Origin of the sequence: Pseudomonas sp. B20(2017) (genome assembly GCF_002113125.1) — a bacterium.
GTDB lineage: Bacteria > Pseudomonadota > Gammaproteobacteria > Pseudomonadales > Pseudomonadaceae > Aquipseudomonas.
This window is the reverse complement of sequence record NZ_NEJP01000003.1, coordinates 249,403-274,458: the sequence shown is the minus strand read 5'-3', so window position 1 is coordinate 274,458 and position 25,056 is coordinate 249,403. Positions and strand designations below refer to the sequence as shown.

General features: G+C 58.5%; 21 protein-coding genes, 4 tRNA genes and 2 pseudogenes. 13 read left to right on the top strand and 14 right to left on the bottom strand.

The window, feature by feature from the left end; all coding sequences use genetic code 11:
- Positions 1 to 11: 11 nt before the first annotated feature.
- The 5 genes from CAF63_RS06420 to CAF63_RS06400 all read right to left on the bottom strand — a co-directional run bounded on the left by CAF63_RS06420 (position 12) and on the right by CAF63_RS06400 (position 5,344).
- The gene (locus tag CAF63_RS06420) at positions 12 to 1,034 is read right to left on the bottom strand and encodes an ABC transporter permease (protein WP_085683860.1); all 1,023 of its coding nucleotides are present in this window, start codon (positions 1,032 to 1,034) and stop codon (positions 12 to 14) included.
- Positions 1,034 to 2,095 (bottom strand): microcin C ABC transporter permease YejB, encoded by a 1,062-nt coding sequence (locus tag CAF63_RS06415; protein WP_085683859.1) that lies wholly within the window; start codon positions 2,093 to 2,095, stop codon positions 1,034 to 1,036. Before CAF63_RS06415 ends, CAF63_RS06420 begins: the two co-directional genes overlap by 1 nt.
- A complete protein-coding gene (locus tag CAF63_RS06410) occupies positions 2,095 to 3,963 on the bottom strand; it encodes an extracellular solute-binding protein (RefSeq protein WP_085683858.1) in 1,869 nt (622 codons plus the stop codon). Before CAF63_RS06410 ends, CAF63_RS06415 begins: the two co-directional genes overlap by 1 nt.
- A gap of 135 nt (positions 3,964 to 4,098) precedes the next feature.
- The gene (locus CAF63_RS06405) at positions 4,099 to 4,380 is read right to left on the bottom strand and encodes a peptidylprolyl isomerase (protein ID WP_007952068.1); all 282 of its coding nucleotides are present in this window, start codon (positions 4,378 to 4,380) and stop codon (positions 4,099 to 4,101) included.
- A 97-nt stretch (positions 4,381 to 4,477) separates the two neighbouring features.
- Complete coding sequence (locus tag CAF63_RS06400; protein WP_085683857.1) at positions 4,478 to 5,344, bottom strand: triacylglycerol lipase; 867 nt, start codon at positions 5,342 to 5,344, stop codon at positions 4,478 to 4,480.
- A gap of 338 nt (positions 5,345 to 5,682) precedes the next feature.
- On the opposite strand from CAF63_RS06400, the gene CAF63_RS06395 reads away from it, so the two are divergent.
- Positions 5,683 to 6,798, top strand: coding sequence for a hypothetical protein (locus CAF63_RS06395; RefSeq protein WP_256574486.1), 1,116 nt, complete (start codon positions 5,683 to 5,685; stop codon positions 6,796 to 6,798).
- Positions 6,799 to 6,860: 62 nt separating this feature from the next.
- On the opposite strand, the gene CAF63_RS06390 is transcribed toward CAF63_RS06395, so the two are convergent.
- Positions 6,861 to 7,937 carry a 3-deoxy-7-phosphoheptulonate synthase gene (locus CAF63_RS06390; protein WP_085683856.1) on the bottom strand — a complete coding sequence of 359 codons (1,077 nt, stop codon included), beginning with the start codon at positions 7,935 to 7,937 and terminating at the stop codon, positions 6,861 to 6,863.
- Between the two features lie 648 nt (positions 7,938 to 8,585).
- On the opposite strand from CAF63_RS06390, the gene CAF63_RS06385 reads away from it, so the two are divergent.
- The 7 genes from CAF63_RS06385 to CAF63_RS06355 all read left to right on the top strand — a co-directional run bounded on the left by CAF63_RS06385 (position 8,586) and on the right by CAF63_RS06355 (position 12,756).
- Positions 8,586 to 9,029 (top strand): GNAT family N-acetyltransferase, encoded by a 444-nt coding sequence (locus CAF63_RS06385; protein ID WP_085683965.1) that lies wholly within the window; start codon positions 8,586 to 8,588, stop codon positions 9,027 to 9,029.
- Positions 9,030 to 9,156: 127 nt separating this feature from the next.
- Positions 9,157 to 9,798 (top strand): UvrY/SirA/GacA family response regulator transcription factor, encoded by a 642-nt coding sequence (gene uvrY, locus CAF63_RS06380; protein ID WP_032829778.1) that lies wholly within the window; start codon positions 9,157 to 9,159, stop codon positions 9,796 to 9,798.
- 2 nt (positions 9,799 to 9,800) lie between these two features.
- The gene (uvrC, locus tag CAF63_RS06375) at positions 9,801 to 11,624 is read left to right on the top strand and encodes an excinuclease ABC subunit UvrC (RefSeq protein WP_085683855.1); all 1,824 of its coding nucleotides are present in this window, start codon (positions 9,801 to 9,803) and stop codon (positions 11,622 to 11,624) included.
- A 32-nt stretch (positions 11,625 to 11,656) separates the two neighbouring features.
- The gene (gene pgsA / locus CAF63_RS06370; protein WP_085683854.1) at positions 11,657 to 12,217 is read left to right on the top strand and encodes a CDP-diacylglycerol--glycerol-3-phosphate 3-phosphatidyltransferase; all 561 of its coding nucleotides are present in this window, start codon (positions 11,657 to 11,659) and stop codon (positions 12,215 to 12,217) included.
- Positions 12,218 to 12,277: 60 nt separating this feature from the next.
- Positions 12,278 to 12,353 (top strand) — tRNA-Gly (locus tag CAF63_RS06365).
- Between the two features lie 47 nt (positions 12,354 to 12,400).
- Positions 12,401 to 12,474: transfer RNA gene (locus tag CAF63_RS06360), tRNA-Cys, on the top strand.
- Positions 12,475 to 12,669: 195 nt separating this feature from the next.
- Positions 12,670 to 12,756 (top strand) — tRNA-Leu (locus tag CAF63_RS06355).
- Between the two features lie 227 nt (positions 12,757 to 12,983).
- Here the strand turns inward: CAF63_RS06355 and CAF63_RS06350 are convergent.
- The 3 genes and pseudogenes from CAF63_RS06350 to CAF63_RS06340 all read right to left on the bottom strand — a co-directional run.
- A pseudogene (locus CAF63_RS06350) lies at positions 12,984 to 13,434 on the bottom strand (LysR substrate-binding domain-containing protein); the annotation flags it as partial.
- A 61-nt stretch (positions 13,435 to 13,495) separates the two neighbouring features.
- Positions 13,496 to 13,707: pseudogene (locus CAF63_RS06345) on the bottom strand (hypothetical protein).
- Between the two features lie 209 nt (positions 13,708 to 13,916).
- Positions 13,917 to 14,004, bottom strand: a tRNA-Ser gene (locus tag CAF63_RS06340).
- 122 nt (positions 14,005 to 14,126) lie between these two features.
- On the opposite strand from CAF63_RS06340, the gene CAF63_RS06335 reads away from it, so the two are divergent.
- Entirely contained in the window at positions 14,127 to 14,798 is a 672-nt protein-coding gene (locus CAF63_RS06335) for a Bax inhibitor-1/YccA family protein (protein ID WP_007955123.1), read from the top strand.
- A 72-nt stretch (positions 14,799 to 14,870) separates the two neighbouring features.
- Here CAF63_RS06335 and CAF63_RS06330 read toward each other — a convergent pair whose 3' ends face one another.
- On the bottom strand, positions 14,871 to 15,197 hold the full coding sequence (locus CAF63_RS06330; protein ID WP_085683853.1) for a YceK/YidQ family lipoprotein: 327 nt from the start codon (positions 15,195 to 15,197) through the stop codon (positions 14,871 to 14,873).
- 39 nt (positions 15,198 to 15,236) lie between these two features.
- The gene (locus CAF63_RS06325) at positions 15,237 to 15,674 is read right to left on the bottom strand and encodes an Lrp/AsnC family transcriptional regulator (RefSeq protein ID WP_085683852.1); all 438 of its coding nucleotides are present in this window, start codon (positions 15,672 to 15,674) and stop codon (positions 15,237 to 15,239) included.
- Between the two features lie 147 nt (positions 15,675 to 15,821).
- On the opposite strand from CAF63_RS06325, the gene CAF63_RS06320 reads away from it, so the two are divergent.
- On the top strand, positions 15,822 to 16,715 hold the full coding sequence (locus tag CAF63_RS06320; RefSeq protein WP_085683851.1) for a DMT family transporter: 894 nt from the start codon (positions 15,822 to 15,824) through the stop codon (positions 16,713 to 16,715).
- A gap of 2 nt (positions 16,716 to 16,717) precedes the next feature.
- Here the strand turns inward: CAF63_RS06320 and CAF63_RS06315 are convergent, their stop codons facing one another.
- From CAF63_RS06315 to CAF63_RS06305, 3 genes are all read right to left on the bottom strand, one after another.
- Positions 16,718 to 18,610, bottom strand: coding sequence for an acyltransferase family protein (locus CAF63_RS06315; protein WP_085683850.1), 1,893 nt, complete (start codon positions 18,608 to 18,610; stop codon positions 16,718 to 16,720).
- A 76-nt stretch (positions 18,611 to 18,686) separates the two neighbouring features.
- The gene (locus CAF63_RS06310; protein WP_178081273.1) at positions 18,687 to 19,727 is read right to left on the bottom strand and encodes an FUSC family protein; all 1,041 of its coding nucleotides are present in this window, start codon (positions 19,725 to 19,727) and stop codon (positions 18,687 to 18,689) included.
- A 46-nt stretch (positions 19,728 to 19,773) separates the two neighbouring features.
- Positions 19,774 to 21,399 (bottom strand): NADP-dependent glyceraldehyde-3-phosphate dehydrogenase, encoded by a 1,626-nt coding sequence (locus CAF63_RS06305; RefSeq protein ID WP_085683849.1) that lies wholly within the window; start codon positions 21,397 to 21,399, stop codon positions 19,774 to 19,776.
- 353 nt (positions 21,400 to 21,752) lie between these two features.
- Here CAF63_RS06305 and CAF63_RS06300 point away from each other — a divergent pair, with 353 nt between their 5' ends.
- The 3 genes from CAF63_RS06300 to CAF63_RS06290 all read left to right on the top strand — a co-directional run bounded on the left by CAF63_RS06300 (position 21,753) and on the right by CAF63_RS06290 (position 24,794).
- Entirely contained in the window at positions 21,753 to 22,106 is a 354-nt protein-coding gene (locus tag CAF63_RS06300) for a cytochrome c5 family protein (protein WP_085683848.1), read from the top strand.
- A gap of 76 nt (positions 22,107 to 22,182) precedes the next feature.
- A complete protein-coding gene (locus CAF63_RS06295; protein WP_178081272.1) occupies positions 22,183 to 23,511 on the top strand; it encodes a D-arabinono-1,4-lactone oxidase in 1,329 nt (442 codons plus the stop codon).
- On the top strand, positions 23,511 to 24,794 hold the full coding sequence (locus CAF63_RS06290) for a DSD1 family PLP-dependent enzyme (RefSeq protein WP_085683846.1): 1,284 nt from the start codon (positions 23,511 to 23,513) through the stop codon (positions 24,792 to 24,794). Before CAF63_RS06295 ends, CAF63_RS06290 begins: the two co-directional genes overlap by 1 nt.
- Positions 24,795 to 25,056: the final 262 nt, after the last annotated feature.

Here is a 25,056-nt window from a genome sequence, read left to right as displayed (position 1 = left end):
CAAAGGTCCGTTCATGAGCGCGGGTCAAAGGCATCGCGCAGCGCTTCGCCGATGAATACCAACAGGGAAAGAATCAGCGCCAGGGTGAAAAACGCGGTCAAGCCGAGCCACGGCGCTTGCAGGTTCTGTTTGCCCTGACCGATCAACTCACCCAGCGACGCGCTGCCGGCGGGCATGCCGAAACCGAGGAAGTCCAGTGCGGTCAGGGTCGAAATCGCTCCGGTCAGAATGAAGGGCAGGTAGCTTAAGGTCGCGTTCATCGCGTTGGGCAGGATGTGCCGGACAATCACTTTGCGATCGCTCAAACCCAGGGCCCGGGCAGCCTTGACGTACTCGAGGTTGCGACCGCGCAGAAACTCGGCCCGCACCACGTCCACCAGCGCCAGCCAGGAAAACAGCGCCATGATCCCCAGCAGCCACCAGAAGTTCGGCTCGACGAATCCCGAAAGAATGATCAGCAGGTAAAGCACCGGCAACCCCGACCAGACCTCCAGCAAACGCTGGCCCAGCAGATCGACCCAGCCTCCGTAATAGCCCTGCAGGGCGCCGGCCGCGATGCCGATCAGGGCGCTGACGAAGGTCAGCATCAGGGCGAACAGGATCGACACCCGCGCGCCGAAGATCACCCGAGCCAGTACGTCGCGCGCCTGATCGTCGGTGCCCAGCCAGTTGACCGAAGTCGGCGGGCTCGGTGCCGGTTTGTTGAGGTCATAGTTCGGGGTGTCGTCACTGAACGGAATCGGCGGAAACAGCAGCCAGCCACCGTCCTTGCGGATCAGCTTCTGCACGTAATCGCTGCGGTAATCGGCCTGGAACGGCAGTTGTCCGCCGAACTCCTGTTCGGTGTGGCGCTTGAACACCGGGAAGTACCATTGGCCCTGATAACTGACGATCAGCGGCTTGTCGTTGGCGATCAACTCACCACCGAGACTGATCACGAACAGACCAATGAACAACCACAGCGACCACCAGCCCCGGCGGTTTTTCTTGAAGCGTTCGAAGCGGCGACGGCCCAGAGGCGAGAGCTTGAACATCAGGCATTCCTCGCGGCGAAGTCGATGCGCGGGTCGACCAGCGTGTAGCACAGGTCGCCGATCAGTTTTATCAGGAGGCCGAACAGGGTGAAGATGAACAGCGAACCGAACACCACCGGGTAATCACGGGACACGGCGGCTTCGTAGCTCATGCGCCCGAGGCCGTCGAGGGAGAAGATCACTTCGATCAGCAACGAGCCGGCAAAGAACACGCTGATGAACGCCTGGGGAATGCCCGACACCACCAGCAGCATCGCGTTGCGGAACACATGTCCATAGAGCACCCGGTTTTCGCTCAGGCCTTTGGCGCGAGCGGTGACCACGTATTGGCGAGTGATTTCATTGAGGAACGAGTTCTTGGTGAGGATGGTCAGGGTGGCGAAACCGCCGATCACCAGCGCCGTGACTGGCAATACAAGATGCCAGAAGTAGTCGGCGATCTTGCCCAGCGTCGACAGGGATTCGAAGTTGTCGGACACCAGCCCGCGCACCGGAAACCAGTTCAACGAAGTGCCGCCGGCAAACACCACGATCAGGAACATCGCGAACAGGAATGCCGGCATGGCGTAGCCGATGATGATCGCCGTGCTGCTCCAGATATCGAAATGACTGCCGTGGTGCACTGCTTTGCGGATGCCCAGCGGGATCGACACCAGATAGGTGATCAGCGTCGCCCACAGCCCGAGGGAAATGGTCACCGGCATTTTCTGCAGGATCAGGTCGGTGACCGTGGCGCCACGGAAGAAGCTCTTGCCGAAATCCAGCTGCGCGTAGTTCTTGAGCATCAGCCACAGGCGTTCATGGGCCGGTTTGTCGAAACCGTACTGTTTTTCGATGTCCTTGATCAGCTGCGGATCGAGACCACGGCTGGCTCGGGACGTGCCGCTCATGGTCTCGCTAGCACCGCCGCCGACGCTGGCGCCGCCGATGCCTTGCAAGTGGGCGATTGCCTGTTCCACCGGACCACCCGGCGCGGCCTGGATGATCACGAAGTTGACCAGCAGAATGATCACCAGCGTAGGGATGATCAGCAGCAGGCGCCGCAGTATGTAAGCCCACATCAGTGCGGCCCTCCGGGTCTGCCACGGCTGATTTTCTCGGCCGTCATCTGCTGGTTGGTCAGTGGCGTGCGGCTGATTTCCCACCAGCTCTCGATCGCTTCGTCATTGCTCGCCTGCACGGTGGGAATGCCGAAGCGGTTCCACCACACGGTGGACGTGCCCGGCGGGTAGTAGTTGGGAATCCAGTAGTAGTTCCATTGCAGCACCCTATCCAGCGCATGGGCATAACGCAGCATGTCGGCCTGGGTCGAAGCTCGGATCAGTCCGTTGATCAGCGTGTCGACCGCCGGGTTCTTCAGCACCATGTAGTTGTTGGCGCCGGGGTCGTTGGCCGACGCCGAACCGAAGTAGTTCAACAGTTCGCCGCCGGGGGAGGTGGTGACCGGGTAGCCGGTGACGATCATGTCGTAGTCGCGGCTCATCAGGCGGTTGACGTATTGCGAGGAATCGATGCGACGGATGTCGAGGTTGATGCCGATCTGCTTCAGCGTGCGCTTGTATGGCAGCAGCAGGCGATCCATGCCGTTCTGGCTGACCAGGAAGGTGAAGCTCAAGGGTTCGCCACGGTCGTTGACCAACTGGTCGCCATCAGGTTTCCAGCCGGCCTGCTCCAGCAGCTCCAGCGCTTGCAGCTGTTTGTCGCGGATAAGGCCGCTGCCATCGGTCTTCGGGGCCTCGAAGACCTGGGTGAACACTTCGTCGGGAATCTGTCCGCGCAAGGGTTCGAGAATCTTCAGCTCGGCGGCATCCGGCAGCTTGCGGGCGGCCAGTTCGGTGTTGGAGAAGTAACTCTGCTGGCGGATGTACATGTTGCGCATCATCTGCCGATTGCTCCACTCGAAATCCCAGAGCATGGCCAATGCCTGGCGAACGCGGCGATCCTGAAACATCGGCTTTTGCAGATTGAACACGAAGCCCTGGGCCGACTGCGGCGCCTCGGTGGCCAGATGCGCCTTTTGCAGGCGACCGTCGCTCAGGGCCGGGCTGTCATAGCCGATGGAATAGCCAGTGGCAGAGAACTCACGGTTGTAGTCGTAGGCGCCACCACGCAAGACCTGGCGGGCGACGTCGGTGTCGCCGAAGTACTCGATGCTGAAGTGATCGAAGTTGTAGAGGCCACGGCTGACTGGCAAGTCCTTGCCCCACCAGTCGGGATTGCGTTCAAAGGTGATGCTGCGCCCTGAGTCGACCTTGCCGACCCGATACGGGCCACTGCCCAGCGGCGGTTCATAGCCGCCACCGCCGGCGAAGTCACGGGTCTTCCACCAATGCTCGGGAAACACCGGCAGGGTCGCGATGTCCAGCGGCAGGGTGCGGTTTTCGTTGCTCTTGAAGTCGAAACGCACGGTGAGCGGGGCTTCCACTTCGACGCCTTTGACGTCGGCGAACTGGGTGCGATAACGCAGGCTGCCCTGGGTCATCAGCAAGTCATAGGTGTAGCGCACGTCTTCGGCGGTGATCGGCTTGCCATCGGCGAAGCGGGCCTTGGGATTGATAAAGAAGCGCAACGACAGGCCGTCATCCGAGCGTTCCATTTTCTGCGCCACGAGGCCATATACGGTGTAGGGTTCGTCGAGCGAACGCTGGGCCAGCGGGGAATACAGCAGGCCGTCGATCTGGCTGACGCCGATGCCTTTGTCGATATAGGGCAGGACATGGTCAAAGTGACCGATCTCGATGGCCGAGCGGCGCATCGTCCCACCCTTGGGCGCCCGGACGTTGGTGTAATCGAAGTGACTGAAACCAGGCGGGTATTTTGCCGGTTCGCCATAGACGGTCATCGCATGCTGGGGTGCGGCGTCCACACCGGTGATCCCAAGCAGCAGGGTCACGGCAGTGAACATCAATGTCGGGAAAGCCAGTCGCATTGTCAGCCTTAAAGCCGGGTAATCGATAAGCGCAATTTGTACGCGAGCGGCGCGCCGTTCGCCAGCGGTGTGGTGTAACCAAAACAAAACGGCCCGCCATCAGGCGGGCCGTTGCACAGCAGGTCGGGCTGAAGATCAGTCCTGACGGCTGGTGACTTCCAGCAGGTGGTAGCCAAACTGGGTCTTCACCGGGCCTTGCACGACGTTGATCGGCGCGCTGAATACCACGGTGTCGAATTCCTTGACCATCTGGCCAGGACCGAACGAACCCAGGTCGCCGCCCTGACGGCTGGACGGGCAGGTGGAGTTGGCCTTGGCCACTTCGGCGAAGTCGGCGCCGCCTTCGATCTGGGCCTTGAGTTCGTTGCACTTGGCTTCGCTGGAAACCAGGATGTGGCGGGCAGTGGCTTTAGCCATGGGGAAACTCTCCAATCAAATCAGTAAAGGGGGGAGCCTACCGGATTCAGTGGCTGATTTCTCGGCAAAGTTCCATTCATCTGTCTGGTGCCGGCCGCTAGAGATTAGCTGCTTGCAGGCGTAAGGCGTGTTCAACGTAGAGCGCGATCGAGTCGCTCGCCGCAGGAATCTGGCCGACGGCCCGACGCAGACTGCCCAGATGATCGAGAGGATAATCGGAACGAATCACGGTGCCCAGATGGGAGCTGAAGCGACCGACGAAACCGTCGTTTTGTTCGGGCTCTGTAATGAAATATTCCGACAGGGCGCGGCAGATGCCATGAGTTGGATCGGCTGGCGGAACGTCGAATTCTGGCACCACGCCACTCCACGAGTAATAGCGAACACCGTTCACCTGCTCGGCACCGTGACCGCCCCAGGTTTTGGGCAAGCCCTGCGGGTATTTGTCGTTGAAGCTGCCGACACCTTCAGTTGTCAGCGCGCCAAGCGCAGCCACTGCATTGCGTGGCAGTCGGGTGCCGCTGATCTGCGCCAGAAAGTCAGAAAACAGAGTCGCCACATTCTGTGCCACGGCCTCCGGCAGCCGTCCCGGGATCAGTGCCTTGCGCAGAAAGTCGGCAAGTTCCGAGCCGTGGTTGGGGCCACTGACCGACGTTACGGAGGCAACGCTGTGTGGGGCAAGCGCTGCAGCGTACCGAGCTGCGAGTGCGCCTTGACTATGACCGATCAGGTTGACTTTGCTCACGCCTGTGCCTCTCAGCACTGAGTCGATCTGCAAAAGCAATTGTTCACCTCGTGCTTCGTTGTCATGGATTGCTGACAGGTGCGGCACAAACACCTGCGCACCGATGGCTTTGAGCGCTTGTTTGACGTCGTGGAACAGTTCGAAAGGGCCAATGCGCTCGAATCCGAACAGGCCATGCACCAGCAGAATGGGATGAAGAGTAGTCGCATTTCGTAGCATTTTTCGTCCTTGATCGCAGAAGATCATCGATGTTGTCTGCGTGCCACTCTAAAACAGTCGAGAGTCCCGGGATGCCTGAATAGTCACCATCGCTTGTTGGAATCTGGATCAATGTGCGTATGAAACTTCGTCTTTAAATGAAATCCACTTCGGAACATTTGGAGAGCTTCTGACTCGTCGCCAGTGTTTTTCCCCTTTTTGCCTACTTCATTTAGTGCGTTTAGCCTCGGCTCGCGAGGAGCTGAGCTGACATCGGATGGGTGAAGAAACGCATTAAATGGAACTTCTTCGACGCGGTGAGTTGGCGGCGTTTTTCCCAGGGAATGGAGAGGTGACGAGTGAGTGACGCAAGGACGATGGTTTCGCAAGATCAGGGCAATTGGTTGGAGGTTGAAGGTGTTCGGTCATTGGAGCGCTGTCGAGGGGGTGAGTCGGCTGTTTCGTTGTTACCCGCACCCATGTTTGATTCTGTTTTGAGCGGGGTCATTGACCCGTCCCTGAGCAAGGTAGTCATCAGGATTGCGCCCTATCCTGAAATGGCGAGCGGCGACAGGGTGGTGTTGAGTTGGCACGGTTTCGATATCGAGGGCTTGCCCTATCGTCACGAAGTCATTCGATTTGTCAGTGAAGGTCAGTTGGGCAAGGAGATCGTTCTTGTCGTTCGGGACGCCCACATTGTTGCGCTGGACGGTGGTTCGCTTGAAGTCTTCTGGACATTGACCAGCGCCAGGCGATCAGAGTCTTTGGTTTCCATGCGCACGAAACTGGATGTGGGCGACGTCCGCTTCAGTCTTTTGCCGGTCGTCATCAACGATGCCGTTGGTGGCAGCCTCGATCCTGCTCGCGTGACTGATGGAACCACTGTCACCCTTCAGCCTTATGCCGGGATGTGCGCGGGTGATCGAGTGGAATTGAGCTGGCAAGGCTCCTCGACAGAGGCATCTTTTCGAGATGTTCTGAATGTCGAGTGCTTTGCTGTCGGCCATCCTCTGGTGCTGGGGATTGCCCCCGAGTTCATTGCTCCGCATCTCGGTGGTGAGGTGGTGGTCAGCTATTGTATCGAGCAGAAAAGCGGAGCCGTCCGCGAGTCAGGTGTTGCGCGAGTTGATATTGCTCCTCTGGCACGAGGCGAGTTAATGGCCCCGCAGGTCCTTGAGGCCAATGACGGGGTGCTCGACGTGCAGGATAGCGTCGACGGTGTCAGCGTGCTGATCACTGATGCAAGGGTGGAGGAGGGCGAGCTGGTTTATCTCAAATGCGACGGTGAGTCGTTCTTCCACCGGGATGACCGCGAAATCATCAAAGGTATGGCCATGCAGCCTTTGGTCTTCATCGTGCCCTACCGATTCTGGCGCGAGCACGCGGATACCGTTGTGCAACTATCCTATTCGGTTGAACGGCTGGACGATGTCAGTCAAGAATCCGGGGTGACGTTGTTGCGCATTCAGGCGTGATTCGATTGTCGTGAGCGTGACCCACCCTCCGGGCAAGCGGTGCCCGGAGGGTGTATTCATTATCAGACCGATGTCTGTTTGCGCAGACGGTGCGCGGCATTCAGCAGCAAATGACTGGTGGCGTCGAATCCAAGGCAGCCGTCGGTGACGGACACGCCGTATCGCAACGAGTCGCTCAACGGTTGGCATCCTTCGAACAGGTGCGACTCGAGCATCATGCCGATCAGTGAACGATTGCCCTGCAGGCGTTGCCCCAGCACTTCGTTGAACACGGCAGGCTGGCGGAGAGGATCCTTGCCGCTGTTGGCATGACTGCAATCGACCATGATCCTGCCGGGAATTTTCAGGCGAGTCAGCTCGGTTTCGATTCGGGAAACGCTTTCGCGATCGTAGTTTGGTCCTTGGTGGCCGCCACGCAGCACCAGATGCGTATCCGGATTGCCCGGTGTCTGAATGATTGCCGGGTGACCCTGGCTGTCGACACCGAAGTGGCGATGAGGATGGGCTGCCGATCGCATCGCGTCGACAGCGATGGCCACGCCGCCGTCCGTCCCATTCTTGAAACCGACCGGCATGCTCAGCCCGCTGGCCATTTCACGATGGATCTGTGATTCGGTGGTGCGGGCGCCAATGGCGACCCAGCTCAGCAAGTCATCGAAGTATCCGGCTGCCATTGGCTGCAGCAGTTCGGTGGCAATTGGCAGTCCGAGGTTGATCATTTCCAGCATCAGTTCGCGTGATAACGTCAGTCCGGCGGCCATGTCGTCGCTACCATCCAGATGAGGGTCGTAGGCAAGGCCTTTCCAGCCGACGGTGGTTCGGGGCTTTTCGACGTAAGCGCGCATCACCAGCAACATGTCATCACGGACTTCTTCGGCCAGGCGCGAGAGTTTGCTGGCGTATTCAAGCGCGGACTCAGGGTCGTGAATCGAGCAGGGGCCGACGATCACCAGCAAGCGCGGATCATGGCCATCGAGAATCGCGCGGACCGCTTGGCGGTGGGCGACGACTTGCTGGTTCAGCGTATTGCTCAGGGGCAATTGCTGTTTGAGTTGCAGCGAACTCGGCAGACGCAGGGTCAATGCTTCGTTGGCAGGGTTCAGAGTGGACAGTGGCAGAGCAGAAACGGACGAGTTCATATTCGGTCTTCCTGGGCGGAGGGCGGGGGCTTCCCGCTCACTCGGCCCTATTGGGGTGTTCGACAATTGGCCGGATTGGCTACGTGTGTTGGCTTGCCACCTGTGGGTGACCGATCGGAGGCGGCAGGCTGTCCCGAGCGGAGGCTGGTAAATCGCCAGGCGGTAAAACTGTCGTAACGGTAATAAGTGGCGTAGTTCATTTGCTGAGTCCTCAAAGTGTCTGGTGTATTGCTTAAAAAGTTCGGGCCTGAAAAAACAAAACCCCCGGTCGGGAGGCCGACCGGGGGTTGAGAAATCTCTGGTAGGCGACCCGTTCAAATGGGCGCCGGTTGGGTATCAGGCGCGCCAGTGGCTAAACCAATACCCAAAATAAAAGCTTGCTGGAGCAGCACAGACGCCGTTTACCCGGGCAGCCGCAACCGAGCGCGATGCGCTGGCGGTACGAAGCTGTGAGAGGGTGTTGAACATGAGCTGTCTCCAAAGAATGCGCCGAGCTTACTAGAGGCGGCTGCGCGTCAGCAATCAGAAATTGCTATCGAACGCACGAGAGAGACTCTATGGTTGAGCGCCCGCCAAGGTGTGACACACTCTACTTTCTGAACGTGTGCTCAAGGAAGGGGCATGAACTTGAAGAAGATCGAGGCAGGAATGAGTTTTGAGTTGCGCCAGGCAACGTCCGCCGACCTGTCGTTTGTACGAGAACTGACTTGCCGAAACATGCTCCGCTACTACATTCACTATGAGTTGCTGTGGCAGGACGAGGCGTTTGATGTTGCCTGGGCGGGGCGCGAAAACTGGTTGATCCTTTGTGAAGGCGAATTGTTGGGCTATTTCAGTCTGAGTCGAGATGCTCGGGCTGTGTATATCCGCGAATTGCAGATCGTCGAAAGTGCTCAAGGCCGGGGCGCGGGATCCTGGGCGATCGATCAGGTTGTTGCGATGGCTCGGCTGGAGCGTCGCCTGGCGTTGCGCTTGACGGTGTTCAAAAACAATCCGGCGCAAAACCTGTATCGAAAAAAAGGAATGTTTGTGCAGGGCGAGGACGAGTGTTTCCTGCGAATGCAGCTCGATTTCAGTACACCTGTGCTCTGAAACCCACGGCTGGCAAGCCCTCGATGAAGAATTGAAACTTTTTATATGTCGCTTGCCGCTAGGTCTGCCCGGCACTTTTTGCTAAGGTGTCCGGCATCCCAATAAGACCATATCGCGAGGTGTCTGCTTGATTAGGGTGCTAGTGGTCGACGACCATGATCTCGTTCGTACAGGCATTACACGGATGCTGGCCGATATCGATGGCTTGCAGGTGGTAGGCCAGGCCGAGTCCGGGGAAGAATCCCTCATCAAGGCTCGTGAGTTGAAGCCCGATGTGGTGCTGATGGACGTCAAGATGCCGGGCATCGGCGGTCTGGAAGCCACGCGTAAACTATTGCGCAGTCATCCCGACATCAAAGTGGTCGCGGTCACCGTGTGTGAAGAAGATCCGTTTCCTACACGGTTGTTGCAGGCCGGTGCGGCAGGGTATCTGACCAAGGGCGCCGGATTGCCGGAAATGGTTCAGGCCATTCGCCTGGTGTTTGCCGGCCAGCGCTACATCAGCCCGCAGATTGCCCAACAATTGGCGATCAAATCCTTTCAGCCGACCAACGATTCACCGTTCGATGCCTTGTCGGAACGAGAAATCCAGATTGCGCTGATGATTGTTGGCTGTCAGAAGGTTCAGATCATTTCTGACAAGTTGTGTCTGTCACCGAAAACCGTGAACACCTACCGTTACCGCATTTTCGAGAAGCTCTCGATCAGCAGCGATGTCGAGCTCACGCTTCTGGCGGTTCGCCACGGCATGGTCGATGCCAGCCTCTGATCATGACTGACGTTTTCGATTCCAGCGCCTTTCTGTCGACCGTCAGCGGGCGCCCAGGCGTGTATCGCATGTTCGACAGCGATGCGCGTCTGTTGTATGTCGGTAAGGCCAAGAACCTCAAGAAGCGCCTGGCCAGTTATTTTCGCAAAACAGGTCTGGCGCCGAAAACAGCAGCTTTGGTTGGGCGTATCGCTCAAGTAGAAACAACCATCACGTCCAACGAAACAGAGGCGCTGCTGCTCGAGCAAACCCTGATCAAGGAGTGGCGGCCGCCGTACAACATCCTGTTGCGCGACGATAAATCCTATCCCTATGTCTTTCTGTCTGACGGGCAGTTTCCGCGCCTGAGCATTCACCGCGGTGCGAAAAAGGCCAAGGGCAAGTATTTCGGCCCGTATCCCAGTGCCGGAGCAATTCGCGAAAGTCTCAGCCTTCTGCAGAAGACGTTTTTCGTGCGTCAGTGCGAGGACAGTTACTACAAGAACCGGACCCGGCCGTGCCTCCAATATCAGATCAAGCGCTGCAAGGCACCTTGTGTCGGGCTGGTCGAGCCTGAGGTTTACGCTGAAGACGTGCGTCACTCCGTGATGTTCCTCGAAGGGCGCAGTCATGCACTGACCAATGAGCTGTCCACGGCGATGGAGGAGGCCGCGATCAATCTCGAGTTTGAGCGCGCCGCCGAACTGCGCGACCAGGTTGCATTGCTGCGGCGGGTTCAGGACCAGCAGAGCATGGAAGGCGGCACGGGCGACATTGATGTGATCGCCGCCTTCGTCAATCCTGGCGGCGCCTGTGTGCACTTGATCAGTGTGCGGGGCGGGCGTGTCCTGGGCAGCAAGAACTTCTTCCCGCAGGTGGGAATCGAAGAAGACGTTGCCGAGGTCATGGCAGCGTTTCTGGGTCAGTACTTCATCAGCAGCCCGGAGCGCGATCTGCCGAGTGAGCTGATTGTCAACGTCGTGCACGAGGACTTTCCTGCGCTGATTGAAGCCATCCACGAACTGCGTGGTCGTGAATTAAGTATCAGTCATCGGGTGCGCGGCACGCGGGCGCGCTGGCAGCAATTGGCCGTTACCAATGCCGAGCAGGCGCTGGGCGCCCGGCTGGCCAACCGACAGCACGTCGCCGCGCGTTTCGAGGCGTTGGCAGAAGTGTTGAACCTCGATGAGCCGCCGCAACGGCTGGAGTGTTATGACATTAGCCATTCCAGTGGTGAGGCCACAGTCGCATCCTGTGTGGTGTTCGGGCCGGAAGGGCCAATCAAGTCGGATTATCGCCGCTACAACATTGAAGGCGTAACGGCTGGCGACGATTACGCAGCGATGCATCAGGCCTTGACCCGGCGCTTCAGCAAGCTGAAGGATGGAGAGGGCAAGTTGCCGGATATTCTTTTGGTCGACGGCGGTAAAGGTCAGTTATCGATGGCGCGTGATGTGCTGAATGAATTGGCCGTCCCGGATCTGATTCTGCTGGGCGTTGCGAAGGGCGCAACACGCAAGGCCGGATTCGAGACTTTGTATCTGAATGATGCAGCAAATGAGTTCACCTTGCGGGGTGATTCGCCGGCGCTGCATCTGATCCAGCAGATTCGTGACGAAGCCCACCGCTTTGCGATCACCGGCCACCGTGCACGGCGCGGCAAGACCCGCCGCACGTCGACGCTGGAGGGCGTTGCGGGCGTCGGGCCGACCCGACGTCGGGACTTGTTGAAACATTTTGGTGGATTGCAGGAGCTGTCTCGTGCAAGCATCGAAGAGATCGCCAAAGCACCGGGGATCAGCAAAAAGCTAGCAGAGTCGATTTATGCAAACCTGCATAGTGAGTAGAATGCCCATTCACCTCGTAGCCAGTTGTGCCGATGAATATCCCTAATCTGATTACCGTTCTCCGCGTCCTGCTCATCCCGATCTTCATTCTGTTGTTCTACTTGCCATACCAGTGGAGTTATCTGGCCTCAAGTTCGGTGTTTGCCTTCGCGGCGGCCACGGACTGGCTGGATGGTTACCTCGCGCGGCGTCTGGAGCAAAGCACTCCGTTTGGAGCCTTTCTCGATCCGGTTGCCGACAAGCTGATGGTGGCCGTCGCACTGGTCTTGCTCGTGCAAGAACATGGCAACTTGTGGCTGACACTGCCGGCGGCAGTCATCATCGGACGCGAAATTGTGGTTTCGGCACTGCGTGAGTGGATGGCGGAGCTTGGCGCTCGCGCCCATGTGGCTGTCTCGAACCTGGGCAAATGGAAAACCGCCGCGCAGATGCTCGCGCTGGTCATCCTGCTGGCCAATCCAAAGGATTTCAGCTTCTGGGTATTGCTGGGTTATGCGTTGTTGATGGTATCGGCAGGCCTGACCTTGTGGTCGATGGTTCAATACCTTCGCGCTGCCTGGCCACATCTGAAGACCGATGTTGAAAAGAAATAAAACTTTTTTGAATCAAAGGGTTGACGGGGCATCTGGAATCTATAGAATGCGCCACACCAAGCGGGAATAGCTCAGTTGGTAGAGCACGACCTTGCCAAGGTCGGGGTCGCGAGTTCGAGTCTCGTTTCCCGCTCCAAGTTTGTACAACGTTTGTTGTTGCGCTACTGACAGCAAATGTTTTGAGGCCGAGTAGCAAAATGGTTATGCAGCGGATTGCAAATCCGCCTACGCCGGTTCGATTCCGACCTCGGCCTCCACTATAAACAAGCTCCGTAGATCCATGATTTACGGAGCTTTTTTATTGGCATCGCGCCGAAAGATTTAGTCTTTCAAACGGCGATTGCAAACTTGATTCACCGGGAAGTGATGTATATATTTCCCCCTCGGCTGCCGAGGTGCAAATCCTGTCAGGATTGTGAATCGTCATCAGAGTAAAGAAGCACCGCGCTACCGCCCGAATGGCGAAACTGGTAGACGCATGGGACTTAAAATCCCCCGCTCGTAAGGGCGTGCCGGTTCGATTCCGGCTTCGGGCACCATCTTGAATCAAGGGTTTGCGGGCGAAAGCTGATGCAAGCCCTTGTTTGTTTCCGGTCTGCAATTTTGATAGCGGTCCACAATCCGCTTCCTTCATTGGCGTGACTTTCTTCCCTTCGATTCCGGATGCACTGCTCGGTCATCGCGACGGTTGATGCCTAAGGCACCCTTCGCGCCGGAGCAAAGATTTGCCGGAAATGTGAATTTACCGGCATTCGACAGTGACAATTCAATCCTTATGGACAAGTGCATCCACCACAACCCCAAACGCGGATGAGTGCTCACGCCGGTTCGGATAATAAAGATGATAGCCGGCAAAGGGTTGGCACCAGTCTTCCAGTATCCGGATCAGACTGCCGTCGGTTGTGTGAAGCCAGATCGCCCGGTTCCTTTGGAATCGGGCGATCCTTGAAGTATTGGGGCGAGCCCACGACGGCGATGCGCAACGATGGCCCGATGGGAACGGCGATCATGTCTTTAGCCACCTGTTCACCCAAGCGAACTCCGGCGTCATAGCGTTGCGCAACGATGTCGGAGAGGGCGTAGTCGACGGTGATTTCGACTTTGATGTCGGGGTAGTCGGGCAGCACCTTCAACAGCTTGGGCCAGAGAATATTGTTCGCCGCATGTTCGGACGCCGAGATTCGCACATTGCCGGCCGGGGTGTCGCGAAACTCGCTCGGGATAACGTCACGAAGGCTCCTTTTTATCAGGCCGGGAAGTTGCCTCGACCTGTTGTACCTATCGTTCGGGCGTCATCAACACGGCCAGGGTCATCTTGATGAATTCCTCATTCCGATCGATTGCGCCAGTGACACGCGAACGTTTTCCCCGACTTCAGCAAATCCGTGCTGCTCAACCCAAAGGGTGAGCTCCATGATGGCGGCTTCGAGGGCCAGTTGGTTCTCGTTGATTTTGTAGAGCAGGGAAGGGAGCAGATCAGAGTTGGACATCGCGGGTTCCTCCGTGAAAGAGCCCAGCGTAGGACCGTGTTATATGAAGAGTGTTTTATGTTCGGCAGGACGCCGGAGAAGGGAGTGAAAAGCTGCTAGTTATGGAACACGTCCAGAATAGTTTTGGAACACTTCCTGAATGACGCAAATTTTTCAAAACGGCAGAAACGACAAAGCCCTGAATAATCAGGGCTTTGTCGTATCAAATATGGCGGAGGCGATGGGATTCGAACTCATGGACCTGTTACAGTCGACGGTTTTCAAGACCGTTGCCTTAAACCACTCGGCCACACCTCCGTTGCGTTGCGGGCGCCATAATACCTGAATGAAACACACTGTCAAACTCTGTGCATGGCTTGTTACAGAGCGTCTGTTATGATCTTTGCGACTGAACGTTTCAAACCAACAGGAGTGTCGCCATGCGCGAACAGGATTACGCAGTTCACAACAGCGTGCAGGCTGAGCAGCTAGAGGTTAGCCGCGTCCTGCGCAACACTTACGGTCTACTGGCGCTCACCCTCGCATTCAGCGGTGTGATGGCGTTCGTGGCTCAGCAGATGCGGGTCGGCTACCCGAACATTTTCGTGGTGCTGATCGGTTTCTACGGGCTGTTCTTCCTCACCAACAAGCTTCGTGATTCCGCCTGGGGCCTGGTGTCGGCGTTTGCCCTGACCGGTTTCATGGGGTTCCTGCTCGGCCCGATCCTCAACCGTTATCTGGGCATGCAGGGCGGCGCTGAAGTCGTCAGCTCGGCGTTCGCGATGACCGCACTGGTGTTCGGTGGTCTGTCGGCTTACGTGCTGATCACCCGCAAGGACATGAGCTTCCTCGGTGGCTTCATCACCGCCGGTTTCTTCGTCCTGCTGGGCGCGACGCTGGCGAGCATGTTCTTCCAGATCAGCGGCCTGCAACTGGCGATCAGCGCAGGTTTCGTGCTGTTCTCGTCGGTCTGCATCCTGTTCCAGACCAGCGCCATCATCCACGGCGGCGAGCGCAACTACATCATGGCGACCATCAGCCTGTATGTATCGATCTACAACCTGTTCGTCAGCCTGTTGCAGATCTTCGGCATCATGAGCCGCGACGACTGATCGCTGCACCGCAATAAACAGAAAACCCGCGAAAGCGGGTTTTTTGTTGCCTGCGAAAAAGAGAGCAGGCGATCAATTGATCACGATGCTGCCATCGGCCTGTTGCTTGTAGATTGTGTAGGGCAGCAGCAATGTATCGAGCACTCCCGACACGGCCGCATCGACCAGCAGGCCCGGCGTCGCGTTCTTGTAATTGAACGCGTCGACGTCATCCGGCTTTTCGGCGTGCAGCATGCAGAAGTCATAGGTCACGCCGCTGTAGATACGCGGTACAGCGCCGCAGTAGCTTTTGTTCGCTTTCAACTGCTCCGTTGAATGCTTGTCACTGAACGCCACGGTCTGCACCGTCCCGCACCCAGTCAGCATCAACACCGTCAGCATCATTGCCTGAACTCTCATACCGCCAATCCTTCGCCGGAAAAACTCAATTTACGCCGCTCAGGCCATTGGCGGCAATCGACGTTTCACCGGGGTCTTCTTGACGATCGCAGTATTGGTTTCCGCCAGCGTATTCAGCCGGTCGAGCAAGGTATCCAGCTGCTCCATCGACCGCACATGCAGACGAGCGATGAAACAATCTTCGCCAGTGACCTTGTCGCATTCGGTGAACTCGGGAATCGACAGGATCTGCCGCTCGACTTCCTGCAATTGCCCCGGCAATGGCCGCACACGAACAATGGCCTGCAACTGATAGCCGAAGCATTTGGGGTCGATCTCCACGGTGTAGCCCTTGAGCACGCCACGCTCTTCCAGACGGCGCAAGCGCTCGGCCACGCTGGGTGAGGACAACCCGCTGATTTGCGCCAGCGCTTTGAGCGAGCGCCGCGAGTCCTCCATCAATGCCCCGATCAGGACCTGGTCAATGTCGTCGGTCATTCAAAACTCCGCATTAGGCGATTGACGGAAACCACCCTTGATAAAAAAGGTAGAAATCGATTTTAGCCTGCTTTTTGCGCTGGAGAAGCCCCGCGAGCAATTGGCATACTTTTGCCACGCTTTCGCCAAATACCCAGGAGATTGAAGATGGACAACACAATCCGTCGCGGCTCATTCGAAATGACCGCCGCCATGCTGATATCCGGGACGATCGGCTGGTTCGTGCTGGTGTCCGGGCAACCGGTGCTGGACGTGGTGTTCTGGCGCTGTGTGTTCGGTGCCGGGGCCTTGCTGCTGATCTGCGCCGCGTTCGGCTTTCTGCGCCCAGGCTTCCTGACCCGCACCACATTCCTGCTGGCGGTGCTCAGCGGGGTCGCAATCGTCGGCAACTGGGTGTTGCTGTTCGCCTCTTATTCCCGCGCCTCGATTGCCATTGGCACAGCGGTCTACAACGTGCAGCCGTTCATGTTGGTGGGTTTGGCGGCGCTGTTTCTGGGCGAAAAAATCACCCTGCAAAAGCTGTTCTGGCTGGCGATTTCTTTCATGGGGATGCTGGCCATCGTCAGTGCCCACGGCGGGCAGGGCGAGGACGGAAGTGATTACCTGACGGGCATTGCACTGGCACTGGGAGCGGCGTTTCTGTACGCCATCGCCGCGTTGATCATCAAGCGCCTGACCGGCACGCCACCGCACCTCATCGCGCTGATCCAGGTCTGCACCGGCGTTTTGCTGCTCGCGCCGTTCGCCCATTTTTCAGCAATGCCCGAGGCACCGAGTGCCTGGGCCAGCCTGGTGACGCTGGGCATTGTCCACACCGGTCTGATGTACGTGTTGCTCTACGGCGCGATCCAGAAACTCCCGACCGCATTGACCGGCGCGCTGTCGTTCATCTACCCGATTGCGGCGATTTTCGTCGACTGGTTCGCCTTCGGGCACCAACTGCAAACCCTGCAATGGATCGGCGTGGCGGCGATTTTGCTGGCTGCTGCTGGCATGCAACAGGGCTGGGGATTGAAGTCCCGTCGTCTGGTCGCTCAGTGAATTCAGATCTCCTTGACCGCGGCTTTGAACAGTCCTCTCAGTAGTTGATTGCCGGCATCAACCAGATGGTTATCGTCGAAATAAAGTGGCACACCTTGCTTTGACCCCATGCAATTGCCATCCGGGCAAAGCAGCGGGGTAGGGTCCAGTACCTGTGCATTGCACCGTTTCGCCACGGTTCCGATGGCATTGTTGGCGATTCGGTTGCGTTGCTCGTAATCCTGCAACGGAACGGAAATATCGGCGGTGTCGCCAAAGATGCGTTGGTGCAAATTCAGACCCTTATAGACGCTGAACGGCATCTCCGGGATCGGTTTGACGATGTAAACCGGATGGTTTTCGGCAATGGCGCACACAGTGTTCGCGTATTCAGCAACGTAGGCCTCGCTGAAAGACATTTTCTGGCGATCGGGAAAGCGAATCCGATAGCTGTTGTTACGGCTCGGATCGGCATACAGCGCCGCTCTGCTGAGCAGCACCACTGGAATTCCCGCGTATGAATTCTTCAGTACCTGCAGTTTTTCGTGATTGAACGCCTGACATTTATGCTCGAGCTTTTTGTCGTGCATCTGGAAGTTCTGTAATGTCGGGCAGCCGCCCAGGGACCACGACAGGGCTGCCTGCGGATTATCCATCTGCACGGCAGCGGCGGTGGATTGCGCATGGCTGTCGCCAAACAGAATGACTGACACTTCGCCGTTGCCCAGTTTGCAATCAGCGGCGTCGTACGCATTCGGATTACATTCCTGGGTATAGAGCTTGCTGGTGTACTCGGGTTGCCCGAGGTCGACAAAGGCGAAGCGAAGTGTCGGGTGTTCCTTGACCAGCGATGCCGTCGCGGCGGACACGACAACCGCCCCGATCACCCACGATGCAAACTTCAAGAGCGTGCCGCGCACTGAGGTCATCGGCTTGACCCTGGATTCCACCAGATAATACGACCCGGCCCCTAGAACAAATGACAACGCCACCGCCCCCCAGACATGTGGCCAGCTATCGAGCAGGCCGCAAGTGTAGAGAAGAACTACCAGCGGCCAATGCCACAGATAAGCCGAGTAGGAAATGGTGCCGGTCAATTGCAGTGGCTTGAACGTGCTGAAGACCGATCGGGTATTACCGTAGATCACCAGTACCGTGCCCAACACCGGTAAAAGCGCCAGGTAACCCGGCCACAGATCCTGTTCCGAAAAACCCGACACACTGCCCAAAATGGCCAGCAGCCCCACGCCTTCAGCGATAGAGCCGTTGCGCTTGCTCAGTTGCAAGGGAAAGAGAAACACCAGGCCGCCGGCAATCAATTCCCAGGCGCGGGTCGGCAGCATGTAGAAGGCAAACACCGGGTTCGAGCGGGTCATGACGACTGACGCGGCGAAAGACGCTGCGGCCAGCATCAACAAGCTGTAGCGGGTTTTTTGCGGGCCCAGGTATCTGTGCAGCGCCATCAGAAGCAAGGGGTACAGCATGTAGAACTGCCATTCGACTGACAGTGACCAGGTGTGCAACAACCAGTTCTCGTGCAGCGGCGCGTCGAAGTAGCTGCCACCCTTGGCGAACATGAAGTTGGAACTGAACAGCAGGCTGCTTTTGATCGTTCTGATGACGTCGCGAAAGTCATCCAGCGGCAGAAAGATGAAACCGAAGAGCAGCAGGGCAATGCACACCACCAACAGCGCCGGGATGATGCGTCGGGCTCTCGATGCGTAAAACCCCAACAGCGAAAAGCGCTGCTGTTCCAGGCCCGTGAAGATGATGCCGGTCATCAGGAAGCCGGAGATGACGAAGAACACGTCTACGCCCGCAAATCCGCCGCCGAATCCCTGAATAGCAAAGTGATAGAGCACCACCGATAGCACGGCGAGCGCCCGCAGGGCATTGATATTCTTCCTGAACTGCATTGATGCATCCATCCACGTCCGTTGTGGAAGCGCATTGTAGAGATGATGTCGAGTTTGTTACATCGAAAAATAAGTCTCAGATGTTCCAGCGCGGCGCAGTCTTCGCCAGGCGCTGGCGCATCTCGCCGATGTTCGCCGCCAGTTGCCGGGTCAACAAACGGTAGCCATCCAGCGGGCTGTAGACCAGGGTGTCGAGGCTGGCGTCCGGCAACTCTACCGGACGTCCCAATCGACCGGACGCACCGGTTTTCAACGCTCGGGCCATGCCGATCAATTGCACGCGAATATGCCGGTGTTCAGCCTTGAGCGCCGCTTGCAGGTGCGCCATGGCGTCGGGGTCGTTAGCGTCCGGGCGGATGTTGCCGAGGATCTCCAGAGTGCTGATGCACATGCGCAGGTTGCGCTGGATCGCGTCCAGTTCGGTCATCGAGACTTTGACTTCCTTGGACACCGACGGCATCAGCGAACGCAATTGCACCATCACCGCGTTCAGCCGACTCATCAACTTCAAGTGTTCGTCGGCCGTCACCGGCTGGCCGCCGATGATCCTTCCGTACACGGTGGCGCAATCTCGCAGCGCGTCGGCCAGGTTGTAGCGCCACGAATAAACCGCGTACAGCGGCAACGCAAAGGAAAAGGCCAGGGCCAGGGCGATGCCGATCAGGATATCGACCCCGCGCCACAGCCCGTCGGTGATCGGGTTGTCGCCATGCCCGGCGACGATGAAAACGGTAATGGCCGAGAGCAGGGCGGTGTAGCCGCCCTTGCCGATGGCGTGATACGAGAAAAATCCGCAGACCACCGCCATGGCGAAATAGGTTAGCCATGGCATGCCCAGCCACGCCTGCTGCGCTACCAACACCAGGCCGACGCCGGCTCCGATCAAGGTGCCGATGGCGCGCTCGGCAGCTTTCTTGCCGATGTTGCCGTGATGCTGCAAACCACCGATCACCACCAGCATGGTCACCGACGCCCACTCGCCGTGGGGCAGATTGATGCCGGTGGTCAGCAGGATCGTCGCCAGCAACCCCAGCGCGACCCGCACCGCGTGGATCGTTCGTGCGTGGCGGTAACGTCGATACGGGTCGAGCAACGGCCGCAGGATCCGCCGCAACAGCGGCGGCCAGCGATGAGGGCTGAAAGTGCTCAGCGGTGATTCCTCCTCAGAAGATGTAGTCGGTGGCGATGAAGTTCGAATCGCGCCCGCGAATGATTTCGCTGATCAGATCCTTGTTGGGTTCCTGAAACTTGGTCGCCACCAGCGTGCGGATCGAAAACACCCGCAGCGCATCGTGTACCGACAGCGTGCCTTCGGCGGAGTTCTTGCGACCGTTAAACGGGTAGGTGTCCGGGCCGCGCTGGCACTGGGCATTCAGGTTGATCCGACCGACCTGGTTGGCGAAGGTGTCGACCAGTCGACCGACCGCCACCGGGTTGGTGCCGAAGATGCTCAGTTGCTGGCCGAAGTCCGACTCCAGGACGTAGTCGATGACGGTGTCGAGGTGACGGTACGGCACGATCGGCACCACCGGGCCGAACTGTTCTTCCTGATACACGCGCATCTGCGGCGTCACCGGGTACAGCACCGCCGGATAGAAGAACGAGGCCCGTGCTTCACCGCCATTCGGGTTGACCACTTGCGCACCTTTGCTCTGCGCGTCAGCGACCAGCCCGTGCAGGTAATCGACCTTGCCCGATTCCGGCAACGGCGTCAGCGAAACCCCGCTGTCCCACGGCATGCCCGGTTTGAGGCTGGCCAGTTTGGCGTTGAATTTCTCGATGAAGCTGTCCACCACATCTTCATGCACGAACAGAATTTTCAATGCGGTGCAGCGCTGGCCGTTGAACGAAAGGGAACCGGTGACCGCTTCGTTGACCGCGTTATCCAGATCCACCTCTGGCAGGACGATGCCAGGGTTCTTAGCATCCAGCCCCAGCGCGGCGCGCAAGCGGTGTGGTTTCGGGTGCAGTTTTTTCAGGTCGCTGGCGGCCTTGTTGGTGCCGATGAAGGCGAAGATGTCGATCTTGCCGCTGGCCATCAGCGCACTGACGGTCTCACGGCCGCTGCCGTAAATCACGTTGATCACGCCGGTCGGGAAGCTGTCGCGGAAGGCTTCAAGCAATGGGCGGATAAGCAGCACGCCGAGCTTGGCCGGTTTGAACACCACGGTGTTGCCCATGATCAACGCCGGAATCAGCGTGGTGAAGGTTTCATTCAGCGGATAGTTGTAAGGACCCATGCACAGCGCCACGCCGAGCGGGACGCGGCGGATCTGACCGAGGGTGTCCTGTTCCAGTTCGAAACGGCTGGAGCGGCGGTCGAGCTCTTTCAGCGCATTGATGGTGTCGACGATGTAGTCGCAGGTGCGGTCGAACTCTTTTTCCGAGTCCTTGAGGTTCTTGCCGATTTCCCACATCAGCAGTTTCACCACGGCGTCGCGCTGTTGGCGCATGCGCCCGAGGAAGGCTTCGACGTGCTGGATGCGTTCGGCCACGCGCAGGGTCGGCCACAGGCCCTGGCCCCGGTCGTAGGCGCGCACGGCGGCGTCGAGGGCGGTGAGGGCGGTGTCGGCGTCCAGCAGCGGCGTGCTGCCGAGGATCACTTGTTCGTCGCCGTTGTCGCCCTGCAGATAGACCGGGCTGCGCACGGTGGCGAGCGGGCCGTCCCAGCGACGCAATTCGCCATCGACCAGGTATTCGCGTTGTTCGACCTGACCGTCGAGGCGGTATTTTTCCGGGATGTCGCTGACAGAAGGGAACAGGTTGCCGAGGATGTTTGCTGTGGTCATGTCGCTACCCCGCGTCATTGAAAAAGTCTGTAACGGTTATACGCCTGAACGCGCCGAAATTTAAACCCGCAAATGTCACGCGAATGTCACGCGAAACCGCACAGCAGAGCGGGCATCCACACATGATCGTTCCCACGTCGAGGCGTCGAGCCGTCTGCGTGGGAATGCCTCAAGGGACGCTCCGCGTTCCAAGCGGACGCAGAGCGTCCAGGGCTGCATTCCCACGCGGAGCATGGGAACGATCGTCTTCGGTAATGGGCTGGCCCCGTTTGCCCCCCTCAATGTCCCGCAATGCCCTCAACCCGCCGACCTGCCTGCCTTAAGGTGTGACCATAACAATAAGCGAGGCCGTTATGCGGGCAATCCGACTCACATTATTACTGGCATTGGCCATGACGCTGCCTGGCTGTGGCGAAGACCCCAAGCCCCCGGCCAGCACCAACAACGCCATTCCCAAAGACCCGGCGCTGGCGCAGATCTACGCCAACAGCTGCCAGCTCTGCCACGCCAACCCTGCCGCGAATGCGCCGTTGACCGGTGACCGCAAGGCCTGGGAACCGCGCATCCAGCAGGGCGCCGACACGCTGCTCGACCACGCCATCAACGGCTACAACGGTATGCCGCCGATGGGCCAGTGCGTCGAGTGCTCGGAAGAACAATTCCTTCAGTTGATCGGCTTCATGGCCGACCAGCCGCTCCCACAATAAGGATCCTGGCATGCCGATAGATCTGACACGCCGGCAGTTGTTGCAACGGGCAAGCATCGTCGGGGCGTTCAGCGCGCTGGCTTCCAATCCGGCGCTGGGCCAGTTGATGCGCGCGCCACGGCTGATTCCCTGGCGCAACTGGTCGGGCGGGCAGAGCTGCCTGCCGGCGGCGCGGGTGGCGCCGAAGAATCTCGATGAACTGACGACGATCATTCAGCAGGCACCGGGCAAGATCCGCCCGGTCGGCTCGGCGCATTCCTTCAGTGCGTTGGTGCCCACCGACGGTACGTTGCTGTCCCTGAGCTACTTCAACGGCCTGCTCGATCACGACCCGAAAACCCTGCAAGCCGAATTCGCCGCTGGCACACCGATGTCGCGCATGGGCACGCCGCTCAAGGATGTCGGCCAGGCCCTGCAAAACATGGCCGACATCGATTACCAGACCCTGGCCGGGGCCATTTCCACCTCGACCCATGGCACCGGCAAAACCTTCCAGTCCTATTCCGCCCACGTCTGCGGGATGCAACTGGTGACCGCCAGCGGCGAGGTTCTGGACTGCGATAGCCAGCGTCATCCCGAAGTATTCAATGCCGCCCGTGTGTCCCTCGGCGCACTCGGCGTGGCCACCAAAATCCGCCTGCAAAACCGTCCGGCCTATCGTCTGCGCGAACGCCAGTGGATCGCCAAGACCGAAGAACTGCTGGAAGACATCGACAAGAACACGAGCGAAAACCAGCACTGGGAAATGCTCGTCGTCACCCATTCCGACTACGCCTTGTCCATCGCTCTCAACGAAACCACCGACCTGCCCACGCCGCCGATCCCGCCTGAAGAGGAGGGTGGCAACGAGTTCGTGACCCTGATCGAGAAGATCGACAAATACGGCAGCGATTTCCCGGGCCTGCGCAGTTCGTTGCTCAACAGCCTGCGGCATCTGGCGAGTTTCGACGACCGGGTCGGCGACTCGTTCGACATCTACGCCAACGTGCGCACCGTGCGTTTCAACGAGATGGAATATTCGGTGCCCGCCGAACATGGCCCGGCGTGCCTGCGCGAGATTCTCAAGCTGATCCGCGACAAGGACCTGCGCACGTGGTTTCCCATCGAGTACCGCTACGTCAAGGCCGACGACATCCCGCTGAGCATGTTCGAGGGCCGCGACAGCTGCTCGATCTCGGTCCACCAGCATTACCAGATGGACCACCACAACTTCTTCGCCGCGATCGAGCCGATCTTCTGGAAGTACAACGGCCGGCCGCACTGGGGCAAATTGCACGCGCTGAATGCCCGTACGCTACAAACGCTCTATCCACGCTGGCAGGAATTCATTGAGGTACGCCAGGCGCTGGACCCGAGCGGCAAGTTTCTCAACGGGCATCTGTCGTCGATTCTGGGGGTGAGCTGATGGCGGTCAATCGACGTAATTTTGTGCTCGGAACTTTGGGTGTTGGCGCTTTGCTGGTAGGCGTGGGTGCGTTGTTAAGGCCGGGGGATCGCGGCGGGCCCTACAGTGAATACTTCCGGGCGCTGAACAACGAACTCAAGACCAAGGGCCCGATGCGCCCGGTGTTGCTGATCGATCTGGATCGGCTGGATCACAACATCGACGTGGTAATGCGCTCGGTCAACCGCGCGGGCAAACAGTTGCGGCTGGTGGAGAAGTCGCTGCCGTCACCGGGCCTGCTCAGCTATATCGGCCAACGGGCAGGGACGCAGCGATTGATGTCGTTTCATCAGCCGTTTCTCAATCACGATGCGGTGACGTTTCCGCAGTCGGACATTCTGCTCGGTAAGCCCTTGCCAGTTCGTTCGGCGGAGATTTTCTACCAGACCCACAAAGGTCCGTTCGACCCCGCGAAGCAACTGCAATGGCTGATCGACAACCCCGAACGTCTGCAGCAATACCTCGCGCTGGCTCAAGGCTTGGGCACCCGGATGCGGATCAACATCGAGCTGGACGTGGGCCTGCACCGGGGCGGCGTCAGTGATGTCAACGTGCTCGGGCAGATGCTCACGCTGATCGCCGCCAACCCGCAGCACCTGGAGTTCGCCGGGTTCATGGGCTACGACCCTTTCGTGGGCATGGGCGTGCCGGGGATTCTTGGATCACCCGAGGAGCTGTTCGCCAAGGTGATGGTGATTTATCAGCGTTGCGTCGACTTTACCCGGCAGCAATACCCGACGCTGTGGCATGACGGGTTGTGCCTGAACACCGCCGGCAGCCCGAGTTATCGCATGCATGAAAACGAACATCTGAGCAGTGAAGTGTCGGTGGGGACGGCGATGCTCAAGCCGACTCATTACGACTTGCCGTCGCTGGTTGAACACGAACCGGCCACTTACATCGCCACCCCGGTGTTGAAAAGCACGGGGCCGGTGAACATCCCGGCGCTGGATGACAAGTCGAAACTGTTTTCGTGGTGGGACACCAACCAGCGGCAGACCTTTTTTATCTACGGCGGCAACTGGATGGCCGAGTTCGAATCGCCGCCCGGATTGCAGAGCAATGGGGTTTACGGGCGCAGTTCGAATCAGGAGATGGTCAACGGTTCGAATGCCGTTGGCCTGACGGTGGAGGATCAAGTCTTTCTGCGGCCGACCCAGACTGAAGCCGTTCTTCTGCAATTCGGTGATTTGCTGGCGGTGCGTGGCGGGAAGATCGTCGATACCTGGCCGGTTTATTCCTGACCAATAAAACAAGCTCATCCTTGTGGGAGCGAGCTTGCTCCGGGCGGCGTTCCGACGAAGGCGTCATTTCAGTCACCTTTTATTTGGCTGACACACCGCCTTCGCGAGCAAGCTCGCTCCCACAGGTTTTTAGGGTGCCTGATCGATCTTATTCGATTTCTGTAATGAAGCTTTTATGACAAAAGTTCGGTAGCACATCGCCAGTCCGGTCATGCCTATGTAACGCGCTTGAGGGGCCCTTTGGGCGCTTTTCACAAGCCGA